Here is a 22,189-nt window from a genome sequence, read left to right on the forward strand (position 1 = left end):
GCTCCCACAGGAGGGGACTGTGGTTACTTGAGGCTGACCTTGGAGTAATCCTGCCGTCCAAACGGGCTCACCGCATAACCCTGCACATCCTTGCGGGTCAGTGCGAAGGCGGTGGGGTGCGCCAGGGGCAGCCACAGGGCCTGCTGCTGGATCTGGGCCTGGGCCTGCTCGTAGAGCTTGGCGCGCACGCCTTGTTCGCCGGTGGTCTTGCCGGCGCTGATCAGTTTGTCCAGGTCCGGGTTGCAGTAGCGGGCGAAGTTGGTGCCGGACTTGAGTGCCGCGCAGGAAAACTGCGGAGTGAGGAAGTTGTCCGGGTCGCCGTTGTCGCCGGCCCAGCCCATGAACAGCAGGTCATGTTCGCCGGCCTTGGCGCGGCGGATCAGTTCGCCCCATTCGATCACGCGGATTTCCGCCTGGATGCCGATCTGCGCCAGGTCGGATTGCAGCAGCTGGGCGCCAACGCTGGGGTTGGGGTTCAGCAGGCTGCCGGAAGGGCGGGTCCAGATGGTGGTCTGGAAGCCTTCCTTCAAGCCGGCCTTGGCCAGCAGGTCGCGGGCCTTCGCTGGGTCGTGGGCGTAGCCGGGCAGGCTTTTGGCGTAGCTCCAGGTGTTGGGCGGGTAGGGGCCGTTGGCGGCTTCGGCGGTGCCTTCGAAGACGGTCTTGAGGTAGCTGGCCTTGTCGAAGGCCAGGTTGATGGCTTGTCGCACCTCAGGCTTGTCCAGTGGCGGATGTTGGCTGTTGATCGCCACGAACGCGGTCATGAAGGCGTCGGTCTGGGCCACGCTCAGGGTCGATTCCTGCCGGGCGGCCTGGACGTCCAGCGGCTTGGGCGACAAGGCGATCTGGCATTCGTTGCGGCGCAGTTTCTGCAGGCGCACATTGGCATCCGGCGTGATAGCGAAGACCAGCGGGTCCACTTTGGGCTTGCCGCCGAAATAGGCGTCGTTGGCCTTGTAGCGGATCGAGGCATCCTTCTGGAACCGGCTGAAGATGAACGGGCCGGTGCCGATCGGCTGATTGTTGAGTTTTTCCGGCGTGCCGGCCTGCATCAGTTGATCGGCGTATTCGGCCGAATAGATGGAGGCAAAGCCCATGCTCAACGTTGCCAGGAAGGTCGAATCGGCGTGATCGAGGGTGAAACGCACGGTCAGCGGGTCCAGGGCGTCGATTTTCTTGATCAGCGCCGGCAATTGCATGGACTGGGCGTGGGGGAAGCCGCTTTGCGCAACCTTGTGCCACGGGTTCGCCGGGTCGAGCATGCGCTCGAAGCTGAACTTCACGTCCTCGGCGGTCAGGTCGCGGCGCGGCGTGAAGTACTCGGTGTGATGGAACTTGACCTGTGGCCGCAGCTTGAACACGTAGGTCAGGCCATCGGTAGAGATTTCCCAGCGCTCGGCCAGGCTGGGGACCACTTTGCCGCTGGCGGTATCGAAATCCACCAGGCGGTTCATCAGCACGTCGGCGGAGGCGTTGGTGGTGGTCAGGGAGTTGTACTGGACGACATCGAACCCTTCCGGGCTGGCTTCGGTGCAGACGCTCAGGGCGGCGGCCCAAGCCTGCGGGGTGATCAGCAGAGGGGCGAGCAACAACGGTAGGGCAGCGAGGCGCATGGTCGGTTTCCTGTGCAAGTCGAAGGCCCATCTGCGAGTGCAGTCTGGAAAAGGCCTACCCTAGTGGGCTCGCTGCCAAATGACTATCCCCTTTTTGCATTTTCCGGCACTCTGCGGCGACGGGATGGGTGGCCAGAACCTACCGCACGTGAAAAAAACCTGCGTGCAGCGACGAGCGGTCAGGGGCCGTGCCAGCCTCTGCCCCAGCCGTCCGAGGCGGTTAACCGATGTTTCTTCAGAAAGACAAATCACATCGGCTGTTGTTGCGCTGTGGTCTTTCTGGTATAAAGCAGCGCTCTTTTCTAGGGGCCCGGTTCCTTCACTGTAGGTGTAGCCGGTAAGACCCTTAAAGAAACGCGGCGCCTGGCGCCAAATGACTGAGAGATTAAGCGGCCAACCCATGCCGGGTTGGGCATGTGGTTTTAGAGGGCTGAGGCATGTCGAGAGTCTGTCAAGTTACCGGTAAGGGTCCGGTGACTGGGAATAACATTTCCCACGCAAACAACAAAACCCGTCGTCGTTTCCTGCCGAACCTGCAGCATCACCGCTTCTGGGTTGAAGAAGAGAAACGTTTTGTGCGTCTGCGCGTATCTGCCAAGGGCATGCGTATCATCGACAAGCGTGGCATCAGTGTCGTGCTGGCCGAACTTCGTCGCGATGGCAAGGTTTAAGGGAGCTAATCATGCGTGAATTGATTCGTTTGATCTCGAGCGCCGGTACTGGTCACTTCTACACTACCGACAAGAACAAGCGTACTACCCCGGACAAAATCGAGATCAAGAAATATGATCCGGTTGTTCGCAAGCACGTGATCTACAAGGAAGGCAAAATCAAGTAATTGATTTTTCCCTCTTACGAAAAAGGCCCGTATCGCGAGATACGGGCCTTTTTTGTTGCTCAGGTTTCGTGGTCAGCAACGAGAGGGATCAACCGCAGTGGATGCTGACAATGATCCTGTTGGCATCGGTGTGCAGGTTGATGCGTCGCGGACGCAGGTCCCAGCTCGAAGGATACTTCGGCCCCGTAGCGCGTACGGGAGCCCCATTGGCCAAGGCGCGAACCTCTTCAAGCAGCTCGGGGGTGCATTTTTGGCCGATGGTGTATTGGGCGATGGTCAGGTCGCATTGATCGGGTAAGACGGGCATGTTTGCCTCCTTGCAAATAGTTATGGGGTCGGGGCGCTCACTTGTCGGGTTGACCGCACGTCCTGTGCGTTGTCGTTGCGACAATAAAGTGCGTGACGCCCGTGAGCAGTCTTATCTGTGGTGGGAGACATTGGCCAGCGATAGAGTGTCAGCTTCTTTTTCGGTGGCTAAAAAAGGGCCCGTATCGTGAGATACGGGCCCTTTTTTGTTACTTGTTCGATGTGTCTTGTTTTCAGCCGAAGCGGAACGATTCAATGGTCCCACAAGCATTGGCGACGACGCGAATTCGATTGGGATCCCATTCCCTGGAAGCCCCTTCATTAGGGCCTACGACGTGTGCACGCCCGGTCAGCTCGCTGATGTAAGCCTTCAGGGAGGATACATAAGAGCTGCCAATCAGGTAGCGGAGCTTGTGTTGGACCTCGTCATTGGTCATGGTCATTAATCCTTTGAGTAAGAAGTGATGTCCGGATGGACAACTCGATCTTCTTCCTCGGCGCCACACGCTGTGCGGTACATATTTATAGCTTTGCTTCAAACACCACGTAGATCTTGCGGCATGGCTCGAGCACTTCCCAGGTGCCCTTGAATCCGGCCGGGATCACGAAGCGGTCGCCGGCCCGCAGGGTCTTGGCGTTGCCATCGTTGTCCCGCAGCACCGAGACGCCCTGGACGATCTCGCAGTATTCATGTTCGGTGTAATTGACCGTCCACTGGCCGACGGCGCCTTCCCATACGCCAGCGTTCATTTGCCCACAAGGGCTGCTGTAGTGGTTGAACACGGTTTGCTCGGGATCGCCCTTGAACACCTTGGCCGGGTCCGGGCGATAACGTTCGGCGGTGGTATTGGCCTGGCTGAAGTCGACGATGTCCTGAATGCTCATGCGGGTGATCCCCAGTGATCGCTTGGAAGGCCTCGAGTCTATGTTTATTAAAACGAACATCGCAAGGTCGTTTGCCACTGTTGTGTCAAATATATTGAAACATGACCGGCCGCTGGTTTAGGGTGGCGGGTGCCCTATGCCGAAAACAGCGCCGAAAACAGGCTGGCCGGGCAGAATTCTTTTGAGCGCTGCGCATTGCGCGGCGTTCGTACTCAATAAGAGGAGGACACACGCATGACCACCCTGACTCGTACCGATTGGGAACAACGCGCCCGCGACCTGAAGATCGAAGGCCGCGCCTTCATCAACGGTGAGTACACCGATGCGGTGTCCGGCGAAACGTTCGATTGCCTCAGCCCGGTCGATGGCCGCCTGTTGGGCAAGATCGCCAGCTGCGACGTGGCCGACGCCCAGCGTGCTGTCGAAAATGCCCGCGCCACCTTCAACTCCGGCGTCTGGTCGCGCCTGGCGCCAAGCAAGCGCAAAACCACCATGATCCGTTTCGCCGGCTTGCTCAAGCAGCATGCTGAAGAGCTGGCCCTGCTGGAAACCCTGGACATGGGCAAGCCGATCAGCGATTCGCTGAACATCGACGTGCCCGGCGCGGCCCAGGCGTTGAGCTGGAGCGGTGAAGCCATCGACAAGCTCTACGACGAAGTGGCGGCCACCCCGCACGATCAACTGGGCCTGGTGACCCGTGAGCCGGTGGGTGTCGTGGGGGCTATCGTGCCCTGGAACTTCCCGTTGATGATGGCCTGCTGGAAGCTCGGCCCGGCGCTGTCCACCGGTAACTCGGTGGTGCTCAAGCCGTCGGAAAAATCCCCGCTGACCGCCATCCGTATCGCTGCGCTGGCGATCGAGGCCGGCATTCCGAAAGGCGTGCTGAACGTGTTGCCAGGCTACGGCCACACCGTTGGCAAGGCCCTGGCCCTGCATATGGACGTCGATACGCTGGTGTTCACCGGCTCCACCAAGATCGCCAAGCAACTGATGATCTATTCCGGCGAATCCAACATGAAGCGCATCTGGCTGGAAGCCGGCGGCAAGAGCCCGAACATCGTGTTCGCCGATGCCCCGGACCTGCAAGCCGCCGCCGAATCCGCTGCCAGCGCCATCGCCTTCAACCAGGGCGAAGTCTGCACCGCCGGCTCGCGACTGTTGGTGGAGCGCTCCATCAAGGACACGTTCCTGCCGCTGGTGATCGAAGCCCTCAAGGGTTGGAAGCCGGGCAATCCCCTGGACCCGGCCACCAACGTCGGTGCCCTGGTCGATACCCAGCAGATGAACACCGTGCTGTCCTACATCGAGGCGGGCCATAGCGACGGCGCCAAACTGGTGGCCGGTGGTAAGCGCATCCTTGAGGAAACCGGCGGCACTTACGTCGAGCCGACGATTTTCGACGGCGTGAGCAACGCCATGAAAATTGCCCAGGAAGAGATTTTCGGCCCGGTGTTGTCGGTCATCGCCTTCGACACCGCCGAGCAGGCCATCGAGATCGCCAACGACACGCCATATGGCCTGGCCGCAGCGGTATGGACCAAGGATATCTCCAAGGCTCACCTGACCGCCAAGGCCCTGCGTGCCGGCAGCGTATGGGTCAACCAGTACGACGGCGGCGACATGACCGCACCGTTCGGTGGTTTCAAGCAGTCGGGCAACGGTCGCGACAAGTCGCTGCATGCATTCGACAAATACACCGAACTGAAGTCGACCTGGATCAAGCTTTGACAGTGACGGCCCCGGATCTTGTCCGGGGTCTCATGCAGCGCTGATTCCCTCTGTGGGAGCGAGCTTGCTCGCGATAGCGGTACGACAGTCGACGACTTTGTTGAATGTTACGCCGCCATCGCGAGCAAGCTCGCTCCCACATTGGTCGGGGATGAGCGGAAGATTGGCGGTCAACACACATCCCCTGTGGGAGCGAGCTTGCTCGCGATAGCGGTACGACAGTCGACGACCTTGTTGAATGTTGCGCCGCCATCGCGAGCAAGCTCGCTCCCACAGTGTTTTGGGTGATGGTTGAGATTGATAACTGTCCACAGGAGCGTGGAAATGCGTTGGGCAACCTATTTCGCCGTGCTGGCGTCTGTCCTGAGCGTCGGCCTGGCCCTGGGCGTGAGCATGCCGTTGGTGTCGCTGCGCCTGGAGGGCTGGGGTTATGGTTCGTTTGCCATCGGTGTGATGGCGGCCATGCCGGCGGTGGGGGTGTTGCTCGGGGCCAAGGTGTCGAGCCGGCTGGCGGCGCGGTTCGGCACGGCGGCGTTGATGCGCCTGTGCCTGTGGGGCGGTGCGGTGTCCATCGGGTTGCTGGCGCTGCTGCCCAGCTATCCGGTCTGGTTGCTGCTGCGCCTGATGATTGGCGTGGTCCTGACCTTGGTGTTCATTCTGGGTGAGAGCTGGATCAACCAACTGGTCATTGAAAAATGGCGTGGACGGTTGGTGGCGCTGTACGGCAGCAGCTACGCCCTGAGCCAGTTGTCCGGCCCGCTGCTGCTAGGCGCGCTGGGGACCGATCATGACTACGGGTTCTGGGTGGGCGTCGGCCTGCTGTTGGTCGCACCCTTGCTGTTGCTGGGCCGTAGCGGTGCGCCGAGCAGCGAGGCCGGCAACGTTACGTTCGGCGATTTGTGGAGGTTTTGCCGTGGCTTGCCGGCGATTGCCTGGGCGGTCTCGTTGTTCGCTGCGTTCGAGGCGATGATCCTCACGTTGTTGCCGGTGTATTGCCTGCGCCAGGGTTTCACGGCCGACATTGCGCTGGCGATGGTCAGCACCGTGGTGGTCGGTGATGCCTTGCTGCAATTGCCCATCGGCGCCCTGGCCGATCGCGTGTCTCGCCGGTCGTTGTTCACCGGATGCGCGGTGGCGCTGACGTTATCGAGCCTGGCGGTACCCCTGCTGATCGATACGTTGCTGATTTGGCCGCTATGGGTGCTGTTTGGTGCCAGCGCAGGCGGGTTGTTCACCTTGTCGCTGATCCTGATCGGCGAGCGTTACCGCGACGATGCGCTGGTGCGGGCCAATGCCCATATCGCGCAGTTGTGGGGGATCGGCTGCCTGGTCGGCCCGCTGGTGGCGGGAGCGGGCAGCCAATGGGTCAGCGGACATGCGCTGCCGTTGTTCATGGCGGCCGGGGCGTTCGGGTTGGTGATCCTGCTGTTGCGCCAAGGGGCGTTCGGGGCAACCCAAGCGGCCTGAGCACACCCAAATCCCTTGTCACAAAAGCGGGCTGCCTCTAAAGCATCCGCTCCAACCCGACAGTCGTGGCGAACCAGGCATTGAACCGGCGCCACCAACTGCCCGGTTCGCGGTCCAGGTCGTGGATCTTGCCGTTGTCTTCGGTGGTCCATACAAGCTTTCCATCTTTCAGCCTGGCCTGGTAACTCAGGGCCGGCGCCATGCCTTGCAAGGCCAGCTCGCGGACTTGGCCGGCGAGTTCCGGGCTGTCCACCAGCACGCCGACTTCGGTGTTCCACAGCACTGAGCGCGGGTCGAAATTGAACGAGCCGATGAAGGATTTCTGCTGGTCGAAGATGATCGCCTTGCTGTGCAGGCTGGAGTCCGATTCGCCGTAGGATTTGCTGTAGAACAGATGCGGGCTGCCACCGGTGTCGCCCGGTTGTCGTCGCAGTTCGAACAGGCGCACGCCATGTTGCAGCAGGGCCTTGCGGTACGGTGCATAGCCGCCGTGCACGGCGGGCACGTCGGTGGCTTCCAGGGAGTTGGTCAGCAGGCTCACCGACACGCCGGCATCGGCGCGACTGGTCAGGTACACCAAGCCTGGCTGGCCGGGGACGAAGTAGGCGGAAATCATGATCAATTCTTTGCTGACGCCCGTCAGCTCGGGGGCCAGTTGGGTGGTCAGCAACAACTGAGGGTCCGGTTCGTCCTTGGCCAGCACTTTGCTGGGCGCGTCCCACAGCGCCTGGTTCCAGGCCCAGATCAACTGGTCGCGCCAGGTGTCCAGGCGCGGTTGGGTCTTGTAGGCGGTCAACTGCTGGTAGAGCGCGTGGTTTTCCTTGTGGGTCTGCTCCAGGGACTCTTGCAGGCGCAGGCGGCTGTTGGCCAGGTCCTTGGGCGTGGGGCGATGGGACAGGAACTGTTCGATGGGTTTGCTCAGGGCGCTGTTCCAGTACTGGTCGAAGCTGTGGCCCAATTGTTCGGCCACCGGACCGACACTGAGCAGGTCGATGTCGGTGAAGTTCAGGTTGGGTTCGGCGTCGAAGTACTCATCGCCCAGGTTGCGACCGCCGACGATGGCCATGCTGTTGTCCGCCAGCCACAGCTTGTTGTGCATCCGGCGGTGTTGCAACGACAGGTCGAACAGGCGTCCGAGGCCGCGAGTCACGCCGGTGGCGCGTCCCAGGTGCAGCGGATTGAACAGGCGGATCTGGATCTGCGGATGGGCGGCGAGGGTGGCGATGATCTGATCCTGGCCATCGCTGGTGGTGTCGTCCAGCAGGATCCGCACGCGTACGCCCCGGTCGGCAGCCTTGAGCAGTTCATCCACCAGCATCCGCGTGCTGATGCCGTCATGGACGATGTAGTACTGCAAATCCAGGCTGCCTTGGGCATGGCGAATCAGCTCGGCCCGGGCAGTGAAGGCCTCGGTGCTGTCCGACAGCAGCCGAAAGCCCGAGCGCCCTTCATGGGCGGCGGCCTGGGCCTGGACCGAGCGGCCGAACGAGGATTCGGTGGCCGGCAGGGCCTGGGACGGCTCGCGGGTGACATCAAGACCGGCGCAGCCGCTCAGCAGTGAGCCGACTAACAGTAGCGCAGGCAGGATCGGTCTGGATCTCACGTAGGATCGTTCCGCTTGTTCACGTTGATCGGCTATTGGGTGCTGCTTCCCTGGGTAAAGTTCAGACGACGTCGCGCTGGGTTTCGTTCAACAGCGCGATAGCGGCGGCCCCGACCTTGCGCACGGCCTCTTCGATCTGAGCCGTTGGCTTGGCAGCGTAGTTCATCCGCAAGCAGTTGCGGTACTTGCCCGATGCCGAAAAAATACTGCCGACGGCCACCTGCACGCCTTGGTCCAGCAGAGCCCGATTGAGCTTCAGCGTGTCGAAGCCGTCGAGCAATTCGATCCACAGCATGAAACTGCCCCGTGGGCGACTGGCACGGGTGCCCGCTGGAAAATAGCGGCTGACCCAGTCGATCATCACGTCGCGATTGCGCTGGTATTGCGTACGCATCCGCCGCAAATGGGGTTCGAAATGCCCGCCCTTGAGAAACTCGGCAATGGCAATCTGCGGCTGTGGCGCGGTAGAGCCGGTGCTGATGTATTTCATGTGCAGCACCCGCTCCAGATACCGGCCTGGCGCAACCCAGCCAATGCGCAGGCCAGGCGCCAGGGTCTTGGAAAACGAACTGCAGAGCAGGACGCGACCGTCTTCATCGAAGGACTTGATGGTGCGTGGGCGGGGGTATGTGTAGGCCAACTCCCCATACACATCATCTTCGATGATCGCCACGTCGAAGCGCTGTGCCAGGTTCAGCAGCGCGCGTTTATTGGCGTCGGGCATGATGTAGCCCAGCGGGTTATTGCAGCTGGGGGTCAACTGTATGGCCTTGATGGGCCATTGCTCCAGGGCCAGCTCCAGTGCATCCAGGCTGATGCCGGTGAGCGGGTCGGTGGGGATTTCCAAGGCCTTCATGCCCAGGCCCTTGAGGGTTTGCATGGCCCCGTGAAAGCTGGGTGAGTCCACTGCGACGATGTCGCCTTGTTCGCAGGTGGCGCGGATGCTGACCGACAGGGCTTCATGACAGCCGGTGGTGACGATCAGGTCGTTGGGGCCCAGTTGGCAGCCGGAGTCCAACGACAGTCGGGCGATCTGTTCACGCAGTTCGAGGTTGCCGTAGATGTTGTCGTAATACAGGCCGGGCATGTCTTGCCGGCGGCTGATCTGCGCCAGGCTGCGCAGCAGCGGTTTCATGGTCGGCGAGTTGATGTCCGGCATGCCGCGTCCCAGTTGCACCACATCCGGGCGCGGTACGGCGCGTATCAGCTCCAGCACCTGGTCCCACTGGGAAATATCCACGGGGCGCTGGGCCGGACGGCCTACTACCGGCAGGTCTGGCAATTCGCGGCCCACGGGTACGAAGTAACCGGACTTGGGTCTCGGCATCGCCAGCCCACTGTCCTCCAGCACCCGATAGGCCTGCTGCACCGTACTCAAGCTGACCCCATGTTCGGTGCTCAATGCCCGCACCGACGGCAGCCGGTCGCCGGGGCGGTAGAAGCCCTGTTCGATGCGGGTGCCGAGCAGTTCGGCGAGGTTCACATAGAGGGTCATGGTGCGCTCCCGATGAGATGGACAACTGCGACCGATACAGTTGGATTGGAAAATGACAATTCAGTGGCGGAAATACCGAATCTGTATGCTTATAAAAGGAATAGGTTGAATCTGTATTGCTTTTAGCCGTTCGCGCATCATGAAACCTCTGGCTACCCAAGTAAACAGGAGCGATCAAAATGAACGGCTTGAGCGATGTGCGGCTGACGTTACACAGTCAGGAACTGGCGGCAGGGCAGGAGAAGGGGCTGCGCAGCGCGACATTGCGCAATTCGCCGTCCGGCCTGAGCCGCTGGGCCCTGTTCTGGCATCGTCTGCATACACGCAGGGCCTTGTTGGAACTTACACCCGAACAGTTGCGTGACGTCGGGCTGAGTCGGGAGCAGGCGTTGGAGGAGGGGCTCAGGCCGTTCTGGCGGCTTTGAAGTGGTGCCGGCCCGGAGATGGCTATCGCGGGCAAGCCTTGCTCCCACAGATTGAAATGGCCTGTGGGAGCAAGGCTTGCCCGCGATCGCGTCGTCAGTCCTGGTGAAGCTCTTTAAACCAACTCTTTCAACCGATGCCACAACATCCCCAGCGCCAACAGCGGTGAGCGCAAGTGCTTGCCCCCCGGGAAGGTCATGTGCGGGACCTGGGCGAACAGGTCGAAACCGCTGCTGTGCTGCCCGCTGATGGCTTCGGCCAACAGTTTGCCGGCCAGGTGCGTGGCATTCACCCCATGGCCGGAATAGGCCTGGGCGTAATACACATTGGGCTGGTCCTTCAGCCGGCCGATCTGCGGCAAACGGTTGGCACCAATGCCGATCATCCCGCCCCATTGATAATCGATTTTCACATCCGCCAATTGCGGGAACACCTTGAGCATTTTCGGACGCATATAGGCGCCAATGTCCTGCGGGTCGCGGCCGGAATAGTGACAAGCCCCGCCGAACAGCAAGCGGCGATCCGCCGAAAGCCGGTAGTAATCCAGTGCGACCCGTTGATCACAGACGGCCATGTTCTGTGGCAACAGCGCTTGTGCCTGGGCCTGGCTCAAGGGCTCGGTGGCGATGATGTAGCTGCCGGCCGGCAGGACTTTGCCGCCGAGTTGCGGATTGAGTCCATTGAGGTAGGCATTGCAGCCCAGCACCAGCGTCTTGGCACGGACCGAGCCCCGTTGGGTGTGCACGTTCACCTCAGGGCCGTAGTCGATGCGCGTGACCGCCGATTGTTCGAACAGCCGGACCCCCAATTGCTGCGCCGCGGCGGCTTCGCCCAGGGCCAGGTTCAACGGATGCAAATGGCCCGAACCCATGTCGATCAGTCCGCCGACGTAGCGATCCGAACCCACGACGCTGTGCATTTCGTCGGCTTGCAGCAGTCGGGTCGGGTGGCGATAACCCAGGCTGCGCAATTCTTCGGCGTCTTCGGCGAAGCCTTCCAGGTCGCTGGGTTTGTTGGCGAGGTCGCAGTAGCCCCAGGTAAGGTCACAGGGGATTTGAAAACGCTCGACGCGCTGTCGGACGATTTCCACGGCCTCAAGCCCCATGAGTTTCATCTGGCGCACGCCGTCGGTGCCGATGATCGGCGCGAACTGGTCGAGACCATGACCGACGCCACGGATCAATTGGCCGCCGTTGCGCCCGCTGGCCCCCCAGCCGATCCGGTGCGCTTCCAGCAGCACCACGCTCATGCCGCGTTCGGCCAGTTCGATCGCCGTGTTCAACCCGGAGAACCCGCCGCCGACGACGCAGACATCCGCCCGCAACTCACCCAGCAGCAGCGGATGGTCCGGTTGCGGCAGGCTGCTGGCGGCGTAGTAAGAGGCGGCGTGCGCGTGGTTCGGGACCGGTTGCTGAACACGGGCGTTCATGTGCGTAATCCTGATTGTTGTGTTTGAGAAATTTTACGGAGCATAAGCCGGGGCTTCCTTCCTGGGCAACACCGGTCGGTTGGCGCTGTCTGGCACGCGGCCTTTAAGGCAGAATCCCGGTTTGTCCCTCTCGGTAAACGCCTCGATGAGCTGCAACAGTCAGAAGATCCGCACGCTACGCCAGCAGATTCCCTCGTTCGAGTGCGTACCGGGCTGCCATGACTGCTGCGGTCCGGTCACCACCTCGCCCGAGGAAATGGCCCGCTTGCCCCGCAAGACCCGCGCCGAACAGGACGCGGCCATGGACGCCTTGGACTGCGTGCACCTGGGGCCCAACGGTTGCACCGTCTACGACGAGCGACCGCTGATCTGCCGGCTGTTCGGCACCACGGCGACCTTGCCGTGTCCCAATGGCCGGCGGCCAGTGGAACTGATTCATCCACGGGTCGAGAAGCAGATTCATGAGTACATGGCCAGCACCCGGCAGGTGTTGGTCTAGTCGCCAGGAGACCGAGTCGCGGCCTTCGCGAGCAAGCTCGCTCCCACAATGGATCTCGGTTCGTTCGCAAGAACGTGCTCACCCCTCACCTGTTTGGGAGTGAGCCTGCTCGCGAAAGCGGTCCGGAGCCAGGCTCAATCCGGAATCGGCAGGTTCAAGCTTTCCTTCACTTCTTCCATCACGATGTAGCTCTTGGATTCGCGTACGTGGGGCAGCTTGAGCAGGATGTCCCCCAGCAGCTTGCGGTACGAAGCCATCTCGGAAATCCGTGCTTTCACCAGGTAGTCGAAATCCCCTGACACCAGGTGACATTCCAGCACGTGAGGCAGTTTCAGCACGGCGCGTCGGAACTCTTCGAAGGTGTCGCCGGATTTGTAGTCGAGGCTGATCTCGACAAATACCAGCAGGCTGCCCTTCAAGTGCTGCGGATTGAGCCGGGCGTTGTAGCCCATGATGATGCCCTCGCGCTCCAGGCGCCGAACCCGCTCGGTACAGGGCGTGGTGGACAGGCCGACCTTTTCCCCCAGCTCGGTGAAGGAGATCCGCCCGTCCGCCTGGAGAATGCGCAGGATGTTGCGGTCGATCTTGTCCAGCTCGCGTTTGGTCTGGGTGTTGGTACGCACAGGTGATGCGCCTCCATGAAAAGGGGTTTTGCCGAGAATTCTCGCCAAATATAGGTGTTTATATAGTGAAAAGCACTGGCTGATCTTTTTTACACTGCGCCCATCAAAGCTTTGTACAACAAACGTCAGCGGTTCATCCGCGATGAGGGCATCAACATGCGCGTTCTGGTCTTGGGTAGCGGCGTCATCGGTACCGTCAGTGCTTATTATCTGGCTCGTGCCGGGTTTGAAGTGGTGGTGGTCGACCGTCAGCCAGCACCTGCCATGGAAACCAGTTTCGCCAACGCCGGCCAAGTGTCGCCGGGTTATGCCTCGCCATGGGCCGCGCCGGGCGTGCCGCTCAAGGCCATCAAGTGGCTGCTGCAACGGCATGCGCCACTGGCGATCAAGGCCACGGCCGACATCGATCAATACCTGTGGATGGCGCAGATGCTGCGCAACTGCACCGCCAGCCGCTATGCCATCAACAAGGAACGCATGGTGCGCCTGTCCGAGTACAGCCGTGATTGCCTCGACGAGCTGCGCGCCGAAACCGGCATTGCCTACGAGGGCCGTAGCCTGGGGACTACACAGTTGTTCCGCACCCAGGCCCAGCTCGATGGCGCGGCAAAAGACATCGCCGTGCTGAAGGAGTCCGGCGTACCGTTCGAAGTGCTCGACCGCGAAGGCATTGCCCGGGTCGAGCCGGCGCTGGCCAATGTCACCGACATCCTGGCCGGTGCCTTGCGCCTGCCTAACGACCAGACCGGCGACTGCCAGATGTTTACCACGCGCCTGGCGGAAATGGCGGTGAAGCTGGGTGTGCAATTCCGCTTTGGCCAGGATATCCAGCGCCTGGACTTCGCTGGCGACCGCATCAACGGTGTCTGGATCGACGGCAAGCTGGAAACCGCCGACCGCTATGTGCTCGCCCTGGGCAGCTATTCGCCGCAATTGCTCAAGCCCCTCGGGATCCGCGCGCCGGTGTATCCGCTCAAGGGTTACTCCCTGACCGTGCCGATCACCAACCCGGCGATGGCCCCGACCTCGACCATTCTCGACGAAACCTACAAGGTCGCGATCACTCGCTTCGACAATCGCATTCGGGTGGGCGGCATGGCGGAAATCGCCGGTTTTGACCTGTCCCTGAACCCGCGTCGGCGTGAAACCCTGGAGATGATCGTCAACGACCTTTATCCTCAGGGCGGCGATCTGGCCGAGGCCAGTTTCTGGACCGGCTTGCGTCCGACCACCCCGGATGGCACGCCCATCGTCGGTGCCACGCCCTTCAAGAATCTGTTCCTGAACACCGGCCACGGTACCCTCGGATGGACCATGGCCTGTGGTTCCGGTCGCCTGTTGGCCGACCTGATGGCGAAGAAAAAGCCGCAGATCAGCGCCGAAGGCCTCGATATTTCCCGTTATGGCAGCAAAACCCAGGAGTCTGCAAAACATGTCAATCCAGCGCCAGCTCACCAATGACCGCATGAGCCAGGTTGTCGTGCACAACGGCACCGTTTACCTGGCCGGGCAGGTCGGCGACGACATGAACGCCGGTATTGAACAGCAGACCCGCGAATGCCTGGCCAATATCGAGCGTTTGCTGGAGTTGTCCGGGACCGACAAGACGCGGCTGTTATCGGTGACGATCTACCTGAAGGACATCGAGGCTCACTTCGCAGGCATGAACGCGGTCTGGGATAAGTGGTTGCCCAAAGGCGTCGCCCCGGCCCGGGCCACGGTGGAGGCCAAGCTGTGTGAACCGCAGATCCTGGTGGAGCTGTCCGTCGTGGCTGCGCTGCCTTAATACCTGCCTAAACGATCCCTCTTCCGGCGCTGGGTGGTTCACCCTGCCAACCTGCGCCGGTTTTTTATTCATGACCGCCTAGAAGCCTGCCGCCATGCGTCCTGCCCGTGCCCTGATCGATCTCCAAGCCCTGCGTCACAACTACCAATTGGCCCGCGAAGTCACGGGGGCCAAGGCCCTTGCGGTGATCAAGGCCGACGCCTACGGGCACGGTGCGGTGCGGTGCGCCGAGGCGCTGCAGGCCACGGCGGACGGGTTCGCCGTGGCCTGCATCGAAGAAGCCCTGGAGCTGCGGGCCGGTGGGATCCGTGGGCCGATCCTGCTGTTGGAGGGGTTTTTCGAAGCCGATGAGCTGCCGTTGATCGTCGAGCATGATTTCTGGTGCGTGGTGCATTCGTTGTGGCAACTCGAAGCGATTGAAAAAGCCGCGCTGAGCCAGCCGATCACGGTCTGGCTCAAGCTCGATTCCGGCATGCACCGGGTCGGCCTGCATCCGGCGGATTACCAGGCGGCCTACCGTCGCCTGCTGGCCAGCGGCAAAGTGGCGAAGATTGTCCTGATGAGCCACTTCGCCCGTGCCGATGAACTGCACGATCCCAGCAGCACCGAGCAACTGGTCGTGTTCGAGGCGGCCCGTCAGGGGTTGGCGGCAGAGATCAGCCTGCGCAACTCCCCAGCGGTACTGGGCTGGCCGCAGATGCCGAGCGACTGGGTGCGGCCGGGCATCATGCTCTACGGCGCGACCCCCTTCGACGAACCCAACACTGTCGCCTCGCGCCTGCAACCGGTGATGACCCTGGAATCGAAGATCATCTGCGTGCGTGAATTGCCCGCCGGTGAGCCGGTGGGCTACGGTGCTCGCTTCGTGACCACGCAACCGACCCGGGTCGGGGTGGTCGCCATGGGCTATGCCGACGGCTACCCGCGCCAGGCGCCGAACGGCACGCCGGTGCGGGTGGATGGGCAGCGCAGCCAGTTGGTCGGGCGGGTGTCGATGGACATGTTGTGTGTCGACTTGACCCATGTCCCCCAGGCCGGGCTCGGCTCGACCGTGGAGTTGTGGGGCAAGAACATCCTCGCCAGTGATGTCGCCAAGGCCGCCGACACGATTCCTTATCAGATTTTCTGCAACCTGCGGCGGGTGCCACGGCTCTATTCCGGGGGCTGAGACGAAGCGCCACCTACCGAAAGTCGCTTCACCGCACAGGATTCGGGTCAAAGTGTTGTAAATACTGAACGCTGTCGCCATGATAACGCTCACTTTCCTCACAACCTGATTCCCTGGAGGCTCCAGCATTGGACGTCGGTGAACGACTGCAATCCATTCGTAAACTCAAAGGCCTTTCCCAGCGTGAACTCGCCAAGCGCGCGGGCGTCACCAACAGCACTATTTCGATGATCGAGAAGAACAGCGTCAGCCCCTCGATCAGCTCGCTGCGCAAGGTCCTTGGCGGGATTCCCATGTCCATGGTCGAGTTTTTCTCCGAAGAGATCCTTCAGGAAAAACCGACCCAGATCGTCTACAAAGCCAACGAACTGATCGACATCTCCGATGGTGCCGTGACCATGAAGCTGGTGGGCCGGGCGCATCCGAGCCGGGCGATTGCCTTCCTCAACGAGATCTATCCGCCGGGTGCCGATACCGGTGAAGAGATGCTCACCCATGAGGGCGAGGAGACCGGGATCCTGGTGGAAGGACGGCTGGAACTGGTGGTCGGCGTCGAAACCTTCGTGCTCGAGGCTGGCGACAGCTACTATTTCGAAAGCACCAAGCCCCACCGTTTCCGTAATCCGTTCGACGTGCCGGCGCGACTGATCAGCGCAGCCACGCCGGCCAATTTCTAGACCAAGAGGCGCCAGGCCCGCGTGGCAAAGGCGCCCACCTGTTGGGCTGTCATGACAAACAAGACCCTTGCGACTTTGGGGTTGTTTCAGAGTGACAGGCTTACCGCTATACTTGCGCCCGCCTGCAAACCGTGGCCGCAGGCGTGACTAGCCACCATTGAGGGTGTACGCGTGAACCTAATTATGAAAATGCTGGCTGCACCAGCAACCGTATTGGCCCTATGGGCTGCGACCGCTCAAGCGGCGCCGAACGACGAAATCGCCAAGCGCCTTGAACCCGTCGGCCAGGTCTGCGTCCAGGGCAAGGAATGCAAGGGTATGGAAGTCGTGGCCTCGGCCGGCGGCGCCGGCGGCGCCGGCGGTGCCAAGGCGCCGAAAGATGTAATTGCAAAGCATTGCAACGCTTGCCACGGCACGGGCCTGCTGGGCGCGCCGAAAATTGGTGACAAGGCTGCGTGGAAAGAACGCGCCGATCACCAGGGCGGTCTCGACGGCATCCTGGCCAAGGCCATTACCGGCATCAACGCAATGCCGCCTAAAGGCACCTGCGCCGATTGCTCGGATGACGACCTCAAGGGCGCCATCAAAGAGATGTCCGGTCTGTAATACGCCGGCATCCTTCACAAAAAAGCCGCTTACGAGCGGCTTTTTTGCGCCTCGGATTTTTCGGGACTGTTCATCGCAACCAAGACCCGGCAAGCTCGGTCCAACCCACATTCATGGAATGTCCTGGAGGGTCCGATGGTGCAGTTGTGTTCAATCGAACAGGCGGTGGATGACGTGCTCGAGCGCCTGCCCGCGCATATTCACCTCGGCATGCCCCTGGGGCTGGGCAAGCCCAACCTGTTCGCCAACGCGTTGTACCGGCGCATCGCACAGCTGCCCGAGCGACAGCTGACGATCTACACCGCCCTGAGCCTGGGCCGGCCCAACCTGGGCGATGGTTTGCAGAAGCGCTTCCTCGAACCCTTTGTCGAACGGGTCTTCGGCGACTATCCCGAGCTGGATTACCTGGTCGACCTGCACCAGGACAGTCTGCCGGCCAACATCCGCGTCCAGCAGTTCTTCATGCAGCCCGGCAGCCTGTTGCACAGTGCGTCGGCCCAGCAGGACTATGTCAGCAGCAACTACAGCCATGCGGCCCGGGACATCAACGCCGCCGGCTTGAACCTGGTGGCGCAACTGGTGGCGAGCGCCCCGGAACACCCGGACCGCCTGAGCCTGAGCTGCAACCCGGACATCACCCTCGACCTGCTGCCGATGATCGCCAAGCGCCGGGCGGCCGGGGAAACCATTCTCCTGGTCGGCCAGGTGCACAACGACTTGCCTTACATGCCGGGCGACGCGGAAGTCGGCATCGACACTTTCGACCTGTTGATCGACGAGAAGGACAGCCACACGCTGTTTTCCACGCCGAACATGCCGGTGGGTTTCCAGGATCATCTGATAGGCCTGCACGCCAGTACCCTGGTGCGTGACGGCGGGACATTGCAGATCGGCATCGGCGCCATGGGCGACGCGTTGACGGCGGCGCTGCTGGCACGCCAGGCCGATAACGCCGGTTACCAGGCGTTGCTGGCGGACCTGAACCTTAGCCAGTGGGCGCAACTGATCGAGCGCGAGGGCGGGGTCGAGCCGTTTGCCAAAGGGCTGTACGGTTGCAGTGAAATGTTCGTCAACGGTTTGCTGGTGCTGACCGAGGCCGGGATCATCCGGCGCAAGGTCTACCCCGACGAGCCGACCCAGGAACGAGCGAACGCCGGAACCCTCGACGAGGCGGCACAACCCGACGGCATCTGCATACACGGCGGCTTCTTCCTCGGCCCGCGCAGTTTTTACGAGCGCCTGCGCGAGTTGCCGCAGAGCCGTCGTCTCGAATTCAACATGACGCGCATCAGTTACATCAACGAGCTCTACGGCCAGGAGCCGCTCAAGCGCCTGCAGCGCCTCGATGCCCGCTTCATCAATACCGTCTTCACCATGACCCTGATGGGGGCCGGGGTGGCCGATCAGTTGGAGGACGGGCGGGTGCTCAGCGGCGTGGGCGGGCAATACAACTTCGTTGCCCAGGGCCATGCGCTGGAGGGCGGGCGCTCGATCCTGCTGCTGCGCAGTTGGCGCGAGGCCGGGGGCGAGATCAGCTCGAACATCGTCTGGGAGTACGGCCATTGCACGATTCCCCGGCACCTGCGCGACATCGTGGTGACCGAATACGGCATCGCCGACCTGCGCGGCAAGACCGACGCCGCGGTGATCGAGGCGTTGCTGAACATCAGCGACTCACGCTTCCAGCCCGGGCTGATCGAGCAGGCGCAGAAGGCTGGCAAATTGCCGAAGGATTTCCGCCTCGATCCGCGGTTCGCCGACAACACGTCGGAGCGGTTGCAGGCGATCCAGGCTCGGCATCCGAATCTGTTTCCCGAATACCCGCTGGGCTGTGATTTCGACGGGGTCGAGCGGGACCTGTTGCGGGCGCTGAACTGGCTCAAGAGCAAATTCAAGCTCACCGAGATCCTGGAGTTGGGCAAAGCCGCGCTGGATGCGCCGGAGCCCTGGGAATTTGCCGGGCATCTGGAGCGGATGCAGCTGACCAGTCCTGAAGGGCTGAAGGAGGAGCTGTTCCAGCGGTTGCTGTTGGCCGGGCTCAAGGCTACTGCACAACAACAATCAACCTGAAACCCCTGTGGGAGCGAGCTTGCTCGCGATGGCGATCTGTCAGACACCTTTTATTTGACAGATACACCGCTATCGCGAGCAAGCTCGCTCCCACAGGGGGGGATTGGGTCAGTCGATGAAGGTCACGACCCCACCCGCCAGCGACTGCACCCGGGCCAACGACTCGACGCGATAACCCTGGGCATCCAGTTCCGCGCGGCCGCCCTGGAACGACTTCTCGATCACGATCCCCAGCCCGGCGACGGTGGCGCCGGCCTGCTTGATGATGGAAATCAGCGCCTGGGAGGCTTTGCCGTTGGCCAGGAAGTCATCGATGATCAGCACCCGATCGCTGCTGGTCAGGTGACGCGGGCTGATGGCGACGGTGCTTTCGGTTTTCTTGGTAAACGAATACACGGTGGCCGACAGCAGGTTCTCCGTCAGGGTCAGGGATTGTTGCTTGCGGGCGAAGATCACCGGTACGCCAAGGTTCAGCCCGGTCATGATCGCCGGGGCAATGCCCGAGGCTTCGATGGTGACGATCTTGGTGATGCCCGAATCCTTGAACAGCGCGGCGAATTCGTCGCCGATCAGCTTCATCAATTGCGGGTCGATCTGGTGGTTCAGGAAAGCGTCGACTTTCAGGACCTGATCGGAAAGCACGATGCCTTGTTCACGAATTTTCTGGTGCAGGGCTTCCATGAAGCCTCCTCTGATGACGCCTTCAGCGCCTGAAGTCGTTGAAAAAAAGTAGTCGATTCTAGCGCTTTAGCATCGCGCGTATATCCGCCAGGGCACTGTTGCCGCGAACGACTTTGACTTCCGTGGGCGTGTCGTCGTTGCCTTCCCAGGCCAGGTCGTCCGGTGGCAGCTCATCGAGAAAGCGGCTGGGGGCGCAGTCGATCACTTCGCCGTACTGCTTGCGCTTGGCGGCGAAGGTAAAGGCCAGCGTCTGGCGTGCCCGGGTAATGCCGACATAGGCCAGGCGCCGTTCTTCCTCGATGGTGTCGGCCTCGATGCTGGAACGGTGCGGCAGGATTTCCTCTTCCATGCCCATGATGAACACGTAGGGAAATTCCAGGCCCTTGGAGGCGTGAAGGGTCATCATCTGCACGCCTTCGGCGCCGTCTTCCTCTTCCTGCTGGCGCTCGAGCATGTCCCGCAAGACGAGTTTGCCGATGGCGTCCTCGACCGTCATCTCGCCGTCTTCGTCCTTTTCCAGGGTGTTCTTCAACGCCTCGATCAGGAACCAGACGTTACCCATGCGGTAATCGGCGGCCTTGTCGCTGGAGCTGTTGGTGCGCAGCCAGTTCTCGTAGTCGATGTCCATGACCATGCTGCGCAGCGCCGAGATCGGATCTTCCCCGGCGCACTGCTCACGGACCTTGTCCATGAAACGCTTGAAGCGCGCCAGGCGATCGGTGAAGCGGCTGTCCAGATGTTCGCCCAGGCCGATTTCATCGGTGGCGGCGTACATCGAGATCTTGCGCTCGGTGGCGTAGTTGCCGAGTTTTTCCAGGGTGGTCGAACCGATTTCCCGGCGCGGCACATTGATCACCCGCAGGAAGGCGTTGTCGTCGTCCGGGTTCACGATCAGGCGGAAGTAGGCCATCAGGTCCTTCACTTCCTGGCGCCCGAAGAAGCTGTTGCCCCCCGACAGGCGATAGGGGATCTGATGATGCTGCAATTTCAGCTCGATCAGCTTGGCCTGGTAGTTGCCGCGGTACAGGATCGCAAAGTCGCTGTACGGCCGGTCGGTGCGCAGGTGCAGGCTGAGGATTTCCATGGCCACGCGCTCGGCTTCGGCGTCTTCGTTGCGGCAACGGATCACGCGGATCTCGTCGCCGTGGCCCATCTCGCTCCACAGTTGTTTTTCGAACTCGTGGGGGTTGTTGGAAATCAGCACGTTGGCGCAGCGCAGGATGCGGCTGGTGGAGCGGTAGTTCTGCTCCAGCATCACCACTTTGAGCGACGGGTAGTCGTCCTTGAGCAACATCAGGTTTTCCGGCCGCGCGCCGCGCCAGGCATAGATCGACTGGTCATCGTCGCCCACCACGGTGAACTGGTTGCGTTTGCCGATCAGCAGCTTCACCAGCAAATACTGGCTGGCGTTGGTGTCCTGGTATTCATCCACCAGCAGGTAGCGGACCTTGTTCTGCCATTTTTCGAGAATGTCGGCGTGGTCCTGGAACAGCTTGACCGGCAACAGGATCAGGTCGTCGAAGTCCACCGCGTTGAACGCCTTGAGGGTACGCTGGTAGTGGGTATAGACGATGGCGGCAGTCTGTTCCTTGGGGTTGCGGGCGTTCTCCAGGGCTTCGGCGGGCAGGATCAGGTCGTTTTTCCAGGAACCGATCATGTTCTTGATCTCGTCCACGCCGTCGTCGCCCGAGTATTCCTTTTGCATGATGTCGGTCATCAAGGCCTTGACGTCGGTCTCGTCGAAAATCGAGAAGCCCGGTTTGTAGCCCAGCCGCGCGTGCTCCTTGCGGATGATGTTCAGGCCCAGGTTGTGGAAGGTACACACCGTCAGGCCGCGGCCTTCGCCGGCGCGCAACAGGCCGCCGACCCGCTCTTTCATTTCTCGGGCGGCCTTGTTGGTGAACGTCATGGCGACGATGTATTGGGCGCGGATGCCGCAATTCTGGATCAGGTGCGCGATCTTGCGGGTGATTACGCTGGTCTTGCCGGAGCCTGCACCGGCGAGCACCAAAAGAGGGCCGCCGACATAGTTCACGGCTTCTTGCTGCCGGGGATTGAGTCGGGACATGACAGAGTCAGGGAGTCGTTTGCGAAATGGGCCGGCATTTTAACAGGCTCAGAGAATTGTGCTGCTCTGTCCGACTTGTGACGCACACAGGATTGTCATTTGCCGCTTCTGCCACTTTCACGCAGGATGTGGAACCAATTGGGTCCCGCGCAGCATTTCGAGCGGGAAAAACCACCGAAAGCGCGTGTTTGAGAACCGTTGGCATTGGTCATTGCCCATCGGCAGGT

General features: G+C 61.4%; 22 protein-coding genes. 12 read left to right on the forward strand and 10 right to left on the reverse strand.

Going from position 1 to position 22,189, the window contains the following annotated elements; all coding sequences use genetic code 11:
• Positions 1–23 precede the first annotated feature (23 nt).
• Entirely contained in the window at positions 24–1,610 is a 1,587-nt protein-coding gene (locus AO356_RS12565; RefSeq protein ID WP_060740062.1) for an ABC transporter substrate-binding protein, read from the reverse strand.
• A 437-nt stretch (positions 1,611–2,047) separates the two neighbouring features.
• Between AO356_RS12565 and rpmB the strand changes: the two genes are divergently transcribed.
• Positions 2,048–2,281 carry a 50S ribosomal protein L28 gene (gene rpmB / locus AO356_RS12570; RefSeq protein WP_003177273.1) on the forward strand — a complete coding sequence of 78 codons (234 nt, stop codon included), beginning with the start codon at positions 2,048–2,050 and terminating at the stop codon, positions 2,279–2,281.
• A gap of 11 nt (positions 2,282–2,292) precedes the next feature.
• Entirely contained in the window at positions 2,293–2,448 is a 156-nt protein-coding gene (gene rpmG / locus AO356_RS12575) for a 50S ribosomal protein L33 (RefSeq protein WP_003177274.1), read from the forward strand.
• 88 nt (positions 2,449–2,536) lie between these two features.
• Here the strand turns inward: rpmG and AO356_RS12580 are convergent, their stop codons facing one another.
• From AO356_RS12580 to AO356_RS12590, 3 genes are all read right to left on the reverse strand, one after another.
• The gene (locus AO356_RS12580; RefSeq protein ID WP_060740063.1) at positions 2,537–2,755 is read right to left on the reverse strand and encodes a peptidase inhibitor; all 219 of its coding nucleotides are present in this window, start codon (positions 2,753–2,755) and stop codon (positions 2,537–2,539) included.
• A gap of 232 nt (positions 2,756–2,987) precedes the next feature.
• A complete protein-coding gene (locus tag AO356_RS12585) occupies positions 2,988–3,191 on the reverse strand; it encodes a hypothetical protein (protein ID WP_060740064.1) in 204 nt (67 codons plus the stop codon).
• An 85-nt stretch (positions 3,192–3,276) separates the two neighbouring features.
• Positions 3,277–3,639 (reverse strand): cupin domain-containing protein, encoded by a 363-nt coding sequence (locus tag AO356_RS12590; protein ID WP_060740065.1) that lies wholly within the window; start codon positions 3,637–3,639, stop codon positions 3,277–3,279.
• A gap of 234 nt (positions 3,640–3,873) precedes the next feature.
• Here AO356_RS12590 and AO356_RS12595 point away from each other — a divergent pair, with 234 nt between their 5' ends.
• Both AO356_RS12595 and AO356_RS12600 read left to right on the forward strand, forming a co-directional pair.
• Entirely contained in the window at positions 3,874–5,367 is a 1,494-nt protein-coding gene (locus tag AO356_RS12595; protein ID WP_060740066.1) for an aldehyde dehydrogenase, read from the forward strand.
• 324 nt (positions 5,368–5,691) lie between these two features.
• Complete coding sequence (locus AO356_RS12600; RefSeq protein WP_060740067.1) at positions 5,692–6,834, forward strand: MFS transporter; 1,143 nt, start codon at positions 5,692–5,694, stop codon at positions 6,832–6,834.
• Positions 6,835–6,871: 37 nt separating this feature from the next.
• Here the strand turns inward: AO356_RS12600 and AO356_RS12605 are convergent, their stop codons facing one another.
• The gene (locus AO356_RS12605) at positions 6,872–8,437 is read right to left on the reverse strand and encodes a phospholipase D family protein (protein ID WP_060740068.1); all 1,566 of its coding nucleotides are present in this window, start codon (positions 8,435–8,437) and stop codon (positions 6,872–6,874) included.
• A 61-nt stretch (positions 8,438–8,498) separates the two neighbouring features.
• Positions 8,499–9,932, reverse strand: coding sequence for a PLP-dependent aminotransferase family protein (locus AO356_RS12610; RefSeq protein ID WP_060740069.1), 1,434 nt, complete (start codon positions 9,930–9,932; stop codon positions 8,499–8,501).
• 179 nt (positions 9,933–10,111) lie between these two features.
• On the opposite strand from AO356_RS12610, the gene AO356_RS12615 reads away from it, so the two are divergent.
• A complete protein-coding gene (locus AO356_RS12615) occupies positions 10,112–10,357 on the forward strand; it encodes a DUF1127 domain-containing protein (RefSeq protein ID WP_060740070.1) in 246 nt (81 codons plus the stop codon).
• Between the two features lie 113 nt (positions 10,358–10,470).
• Here AO356_RS12615 and AO356_RS12620 read toward each other — a convergent pair whose 3' ends face one another.
• Positions 10,471–11,784, reverse strand: a complete 1,314-nt coding sequence (locus tag AO356_RS12620; protein WP_060740071.1) for an NAD(P)/FAD-dependent oxidoreductase — start codon at positions 11,782–11,784, stop codon at positions 10,471–10,473.
• Between the two features lie 145 nt (positions 11,785–11,929).
• Here AO356_RS12620 and AO356_RS12625 point away from each other — a divergent pair, with 145 nt between their 5' ends.
• Positions 11,930–12,283 (forward strand): YkgJ family cysteine cluster protein, encoded by a 354-nt coding sequence (locus tag AO356_RS12625; protein ID WP_018602566.1) that lies wholly within the window; start codon positions 11,930–11,932, stop codon positions 12,281–12,283.
• 134 nt (positions 12,284–12,417) lie between these two features.
• Here the strand turns inward: AO356_RS12625 and AO356_RS12630 are convergent, their stop codons facing one another.
• Positions 12,418–12,906 carry an Lrp/AsnC ligand binding domain-containing protein gene (locus AO356_RS12630; protein ID WP_003206849.1) on the reverse strand — a complete coding sequence of 163 codons (489 nt, stop codon included), beginning with the start codon at positions 12,904–12,906 and terminating at the stop codon, positions 12,418–12,420.
• Positions 12,907–13,062: 156 nt separating this feature from the next.
• On the opposite strand from AO356_RS12630, the gene dadA reads away from it, so the two are divergent.
• The 6 genes from dadA (at position 13,063) to AO356_RS12660 (ending at position 19,213) form a co-directional block, all read left to right on the forward strand.
• On the forward strand, positions 13,063–14,367 hold the full coding sequence (gene dadA / locus AO356_RS12635) for a D-amino acid dehydrogenase (RefSeq protein WP_060743108.1): 1,305 nt from the start codon (positions 13,063–13,065) through the stop codon (positions 14,365–14,367).
• On the forward strand, positions 14,339–14,692 hold the full coding sequence (locus tag AO356_RS12640; RefSeq protein ID WP_060740072.1) for a RidA family protein: 354 nt from the start codon (positions 14,339–14,341) through the stop codon (positions 14,690–14,692). Before dadA ends, AO356_RS12640 begins: the two co-directional genes overlap by 29 nt.
• A 94-nt stretch (positions 14,693–14,786) precedes the next feature.
• Entirely contained in the window at positions 14,787–15,860 is a 1,074-nt protein-coding gene (gene alr / locus AO356_RS12645) for an alanine racemase (RefSeq protein WP_060740073.1), read from the forward strand.
• Between the two features lie 128 nt (positions 15,861–15,988).
• A complete protein-coding gene (locus AO356_RS12650) occupies positions 15,989–16,537 on the forward strand; it encodes a cupin domain-containing protein (RefSeq protein WP_003206841.1) in 549 nt (182 codons plus the stop codon).
• Between the two features lie 183 nt (positions 16,538–16,720).
• Positions 16,721–17,143: a c-type cytochrome gene (locus AO356_RS12655; RefSeq protein WP_060740074.1), complete on the forward strand. Its 423-nt coding sequence runs from the start codon at positions 16,721–16,723 to the stop codon at positions 17,141–17,143.
• Positions 17,144–17,278: 135 nt separating this feature from the next.
• Positions 17,279–19,213 carry an acetyl-CoA hydrolase/transferase C-terminal domain-containing protein gene (locus AO356_RS12660; RefSeq protein ID WP_060740075.1) on the forward strand — a complete coding sequence of 645 codons (1,935 nt, stop codon included), beginning with the start codon at positions 17,279–17,281 and terminating at the stop codon, positions 19,211–19,213.
• A gap of 108 nt (positions 19,214–19,321) precedes the next feature.
• Here the strand turns inward: AO356_RS12660 and AO356_RS12665 are convergent, their stop codons facing one another.
• Positions 19,322–19,894, reverse strand: a complete 573-nt coding sequence (locus tag AO356_RS12665) for a xanthine phosphoribosyltransferase (protein WP_014340844.1) — start codon at positions 19,892–19,894, stop codon at positions 19,322–19,324.
• 58 nt (positions 19,895–19,952) lie between these two features.
• Positions 19,953–21,962, reverse strand: coding sequence for a DNA helicase Rep (gene rep, locus AO356_RS12670; protein WP_060740076.1), 2,010 nt, complete (start codon positions 21,960–21,962; stop codon positions 19,953–19,955).
• Between the last annotated feature and the right edge of the window lie 227 nt (positions 21,963–22,189).

Source organism: Pseudomonas fluorescens (assembly GCF_001307275.1).
Lineage (GTDB): Bacteria > Pseudomonadota > Gammaproteobacteria > Pseudomonadales > Pseudomonadaceae > Aquipseudomonas > Aquipseudomonas fluorescens_AA.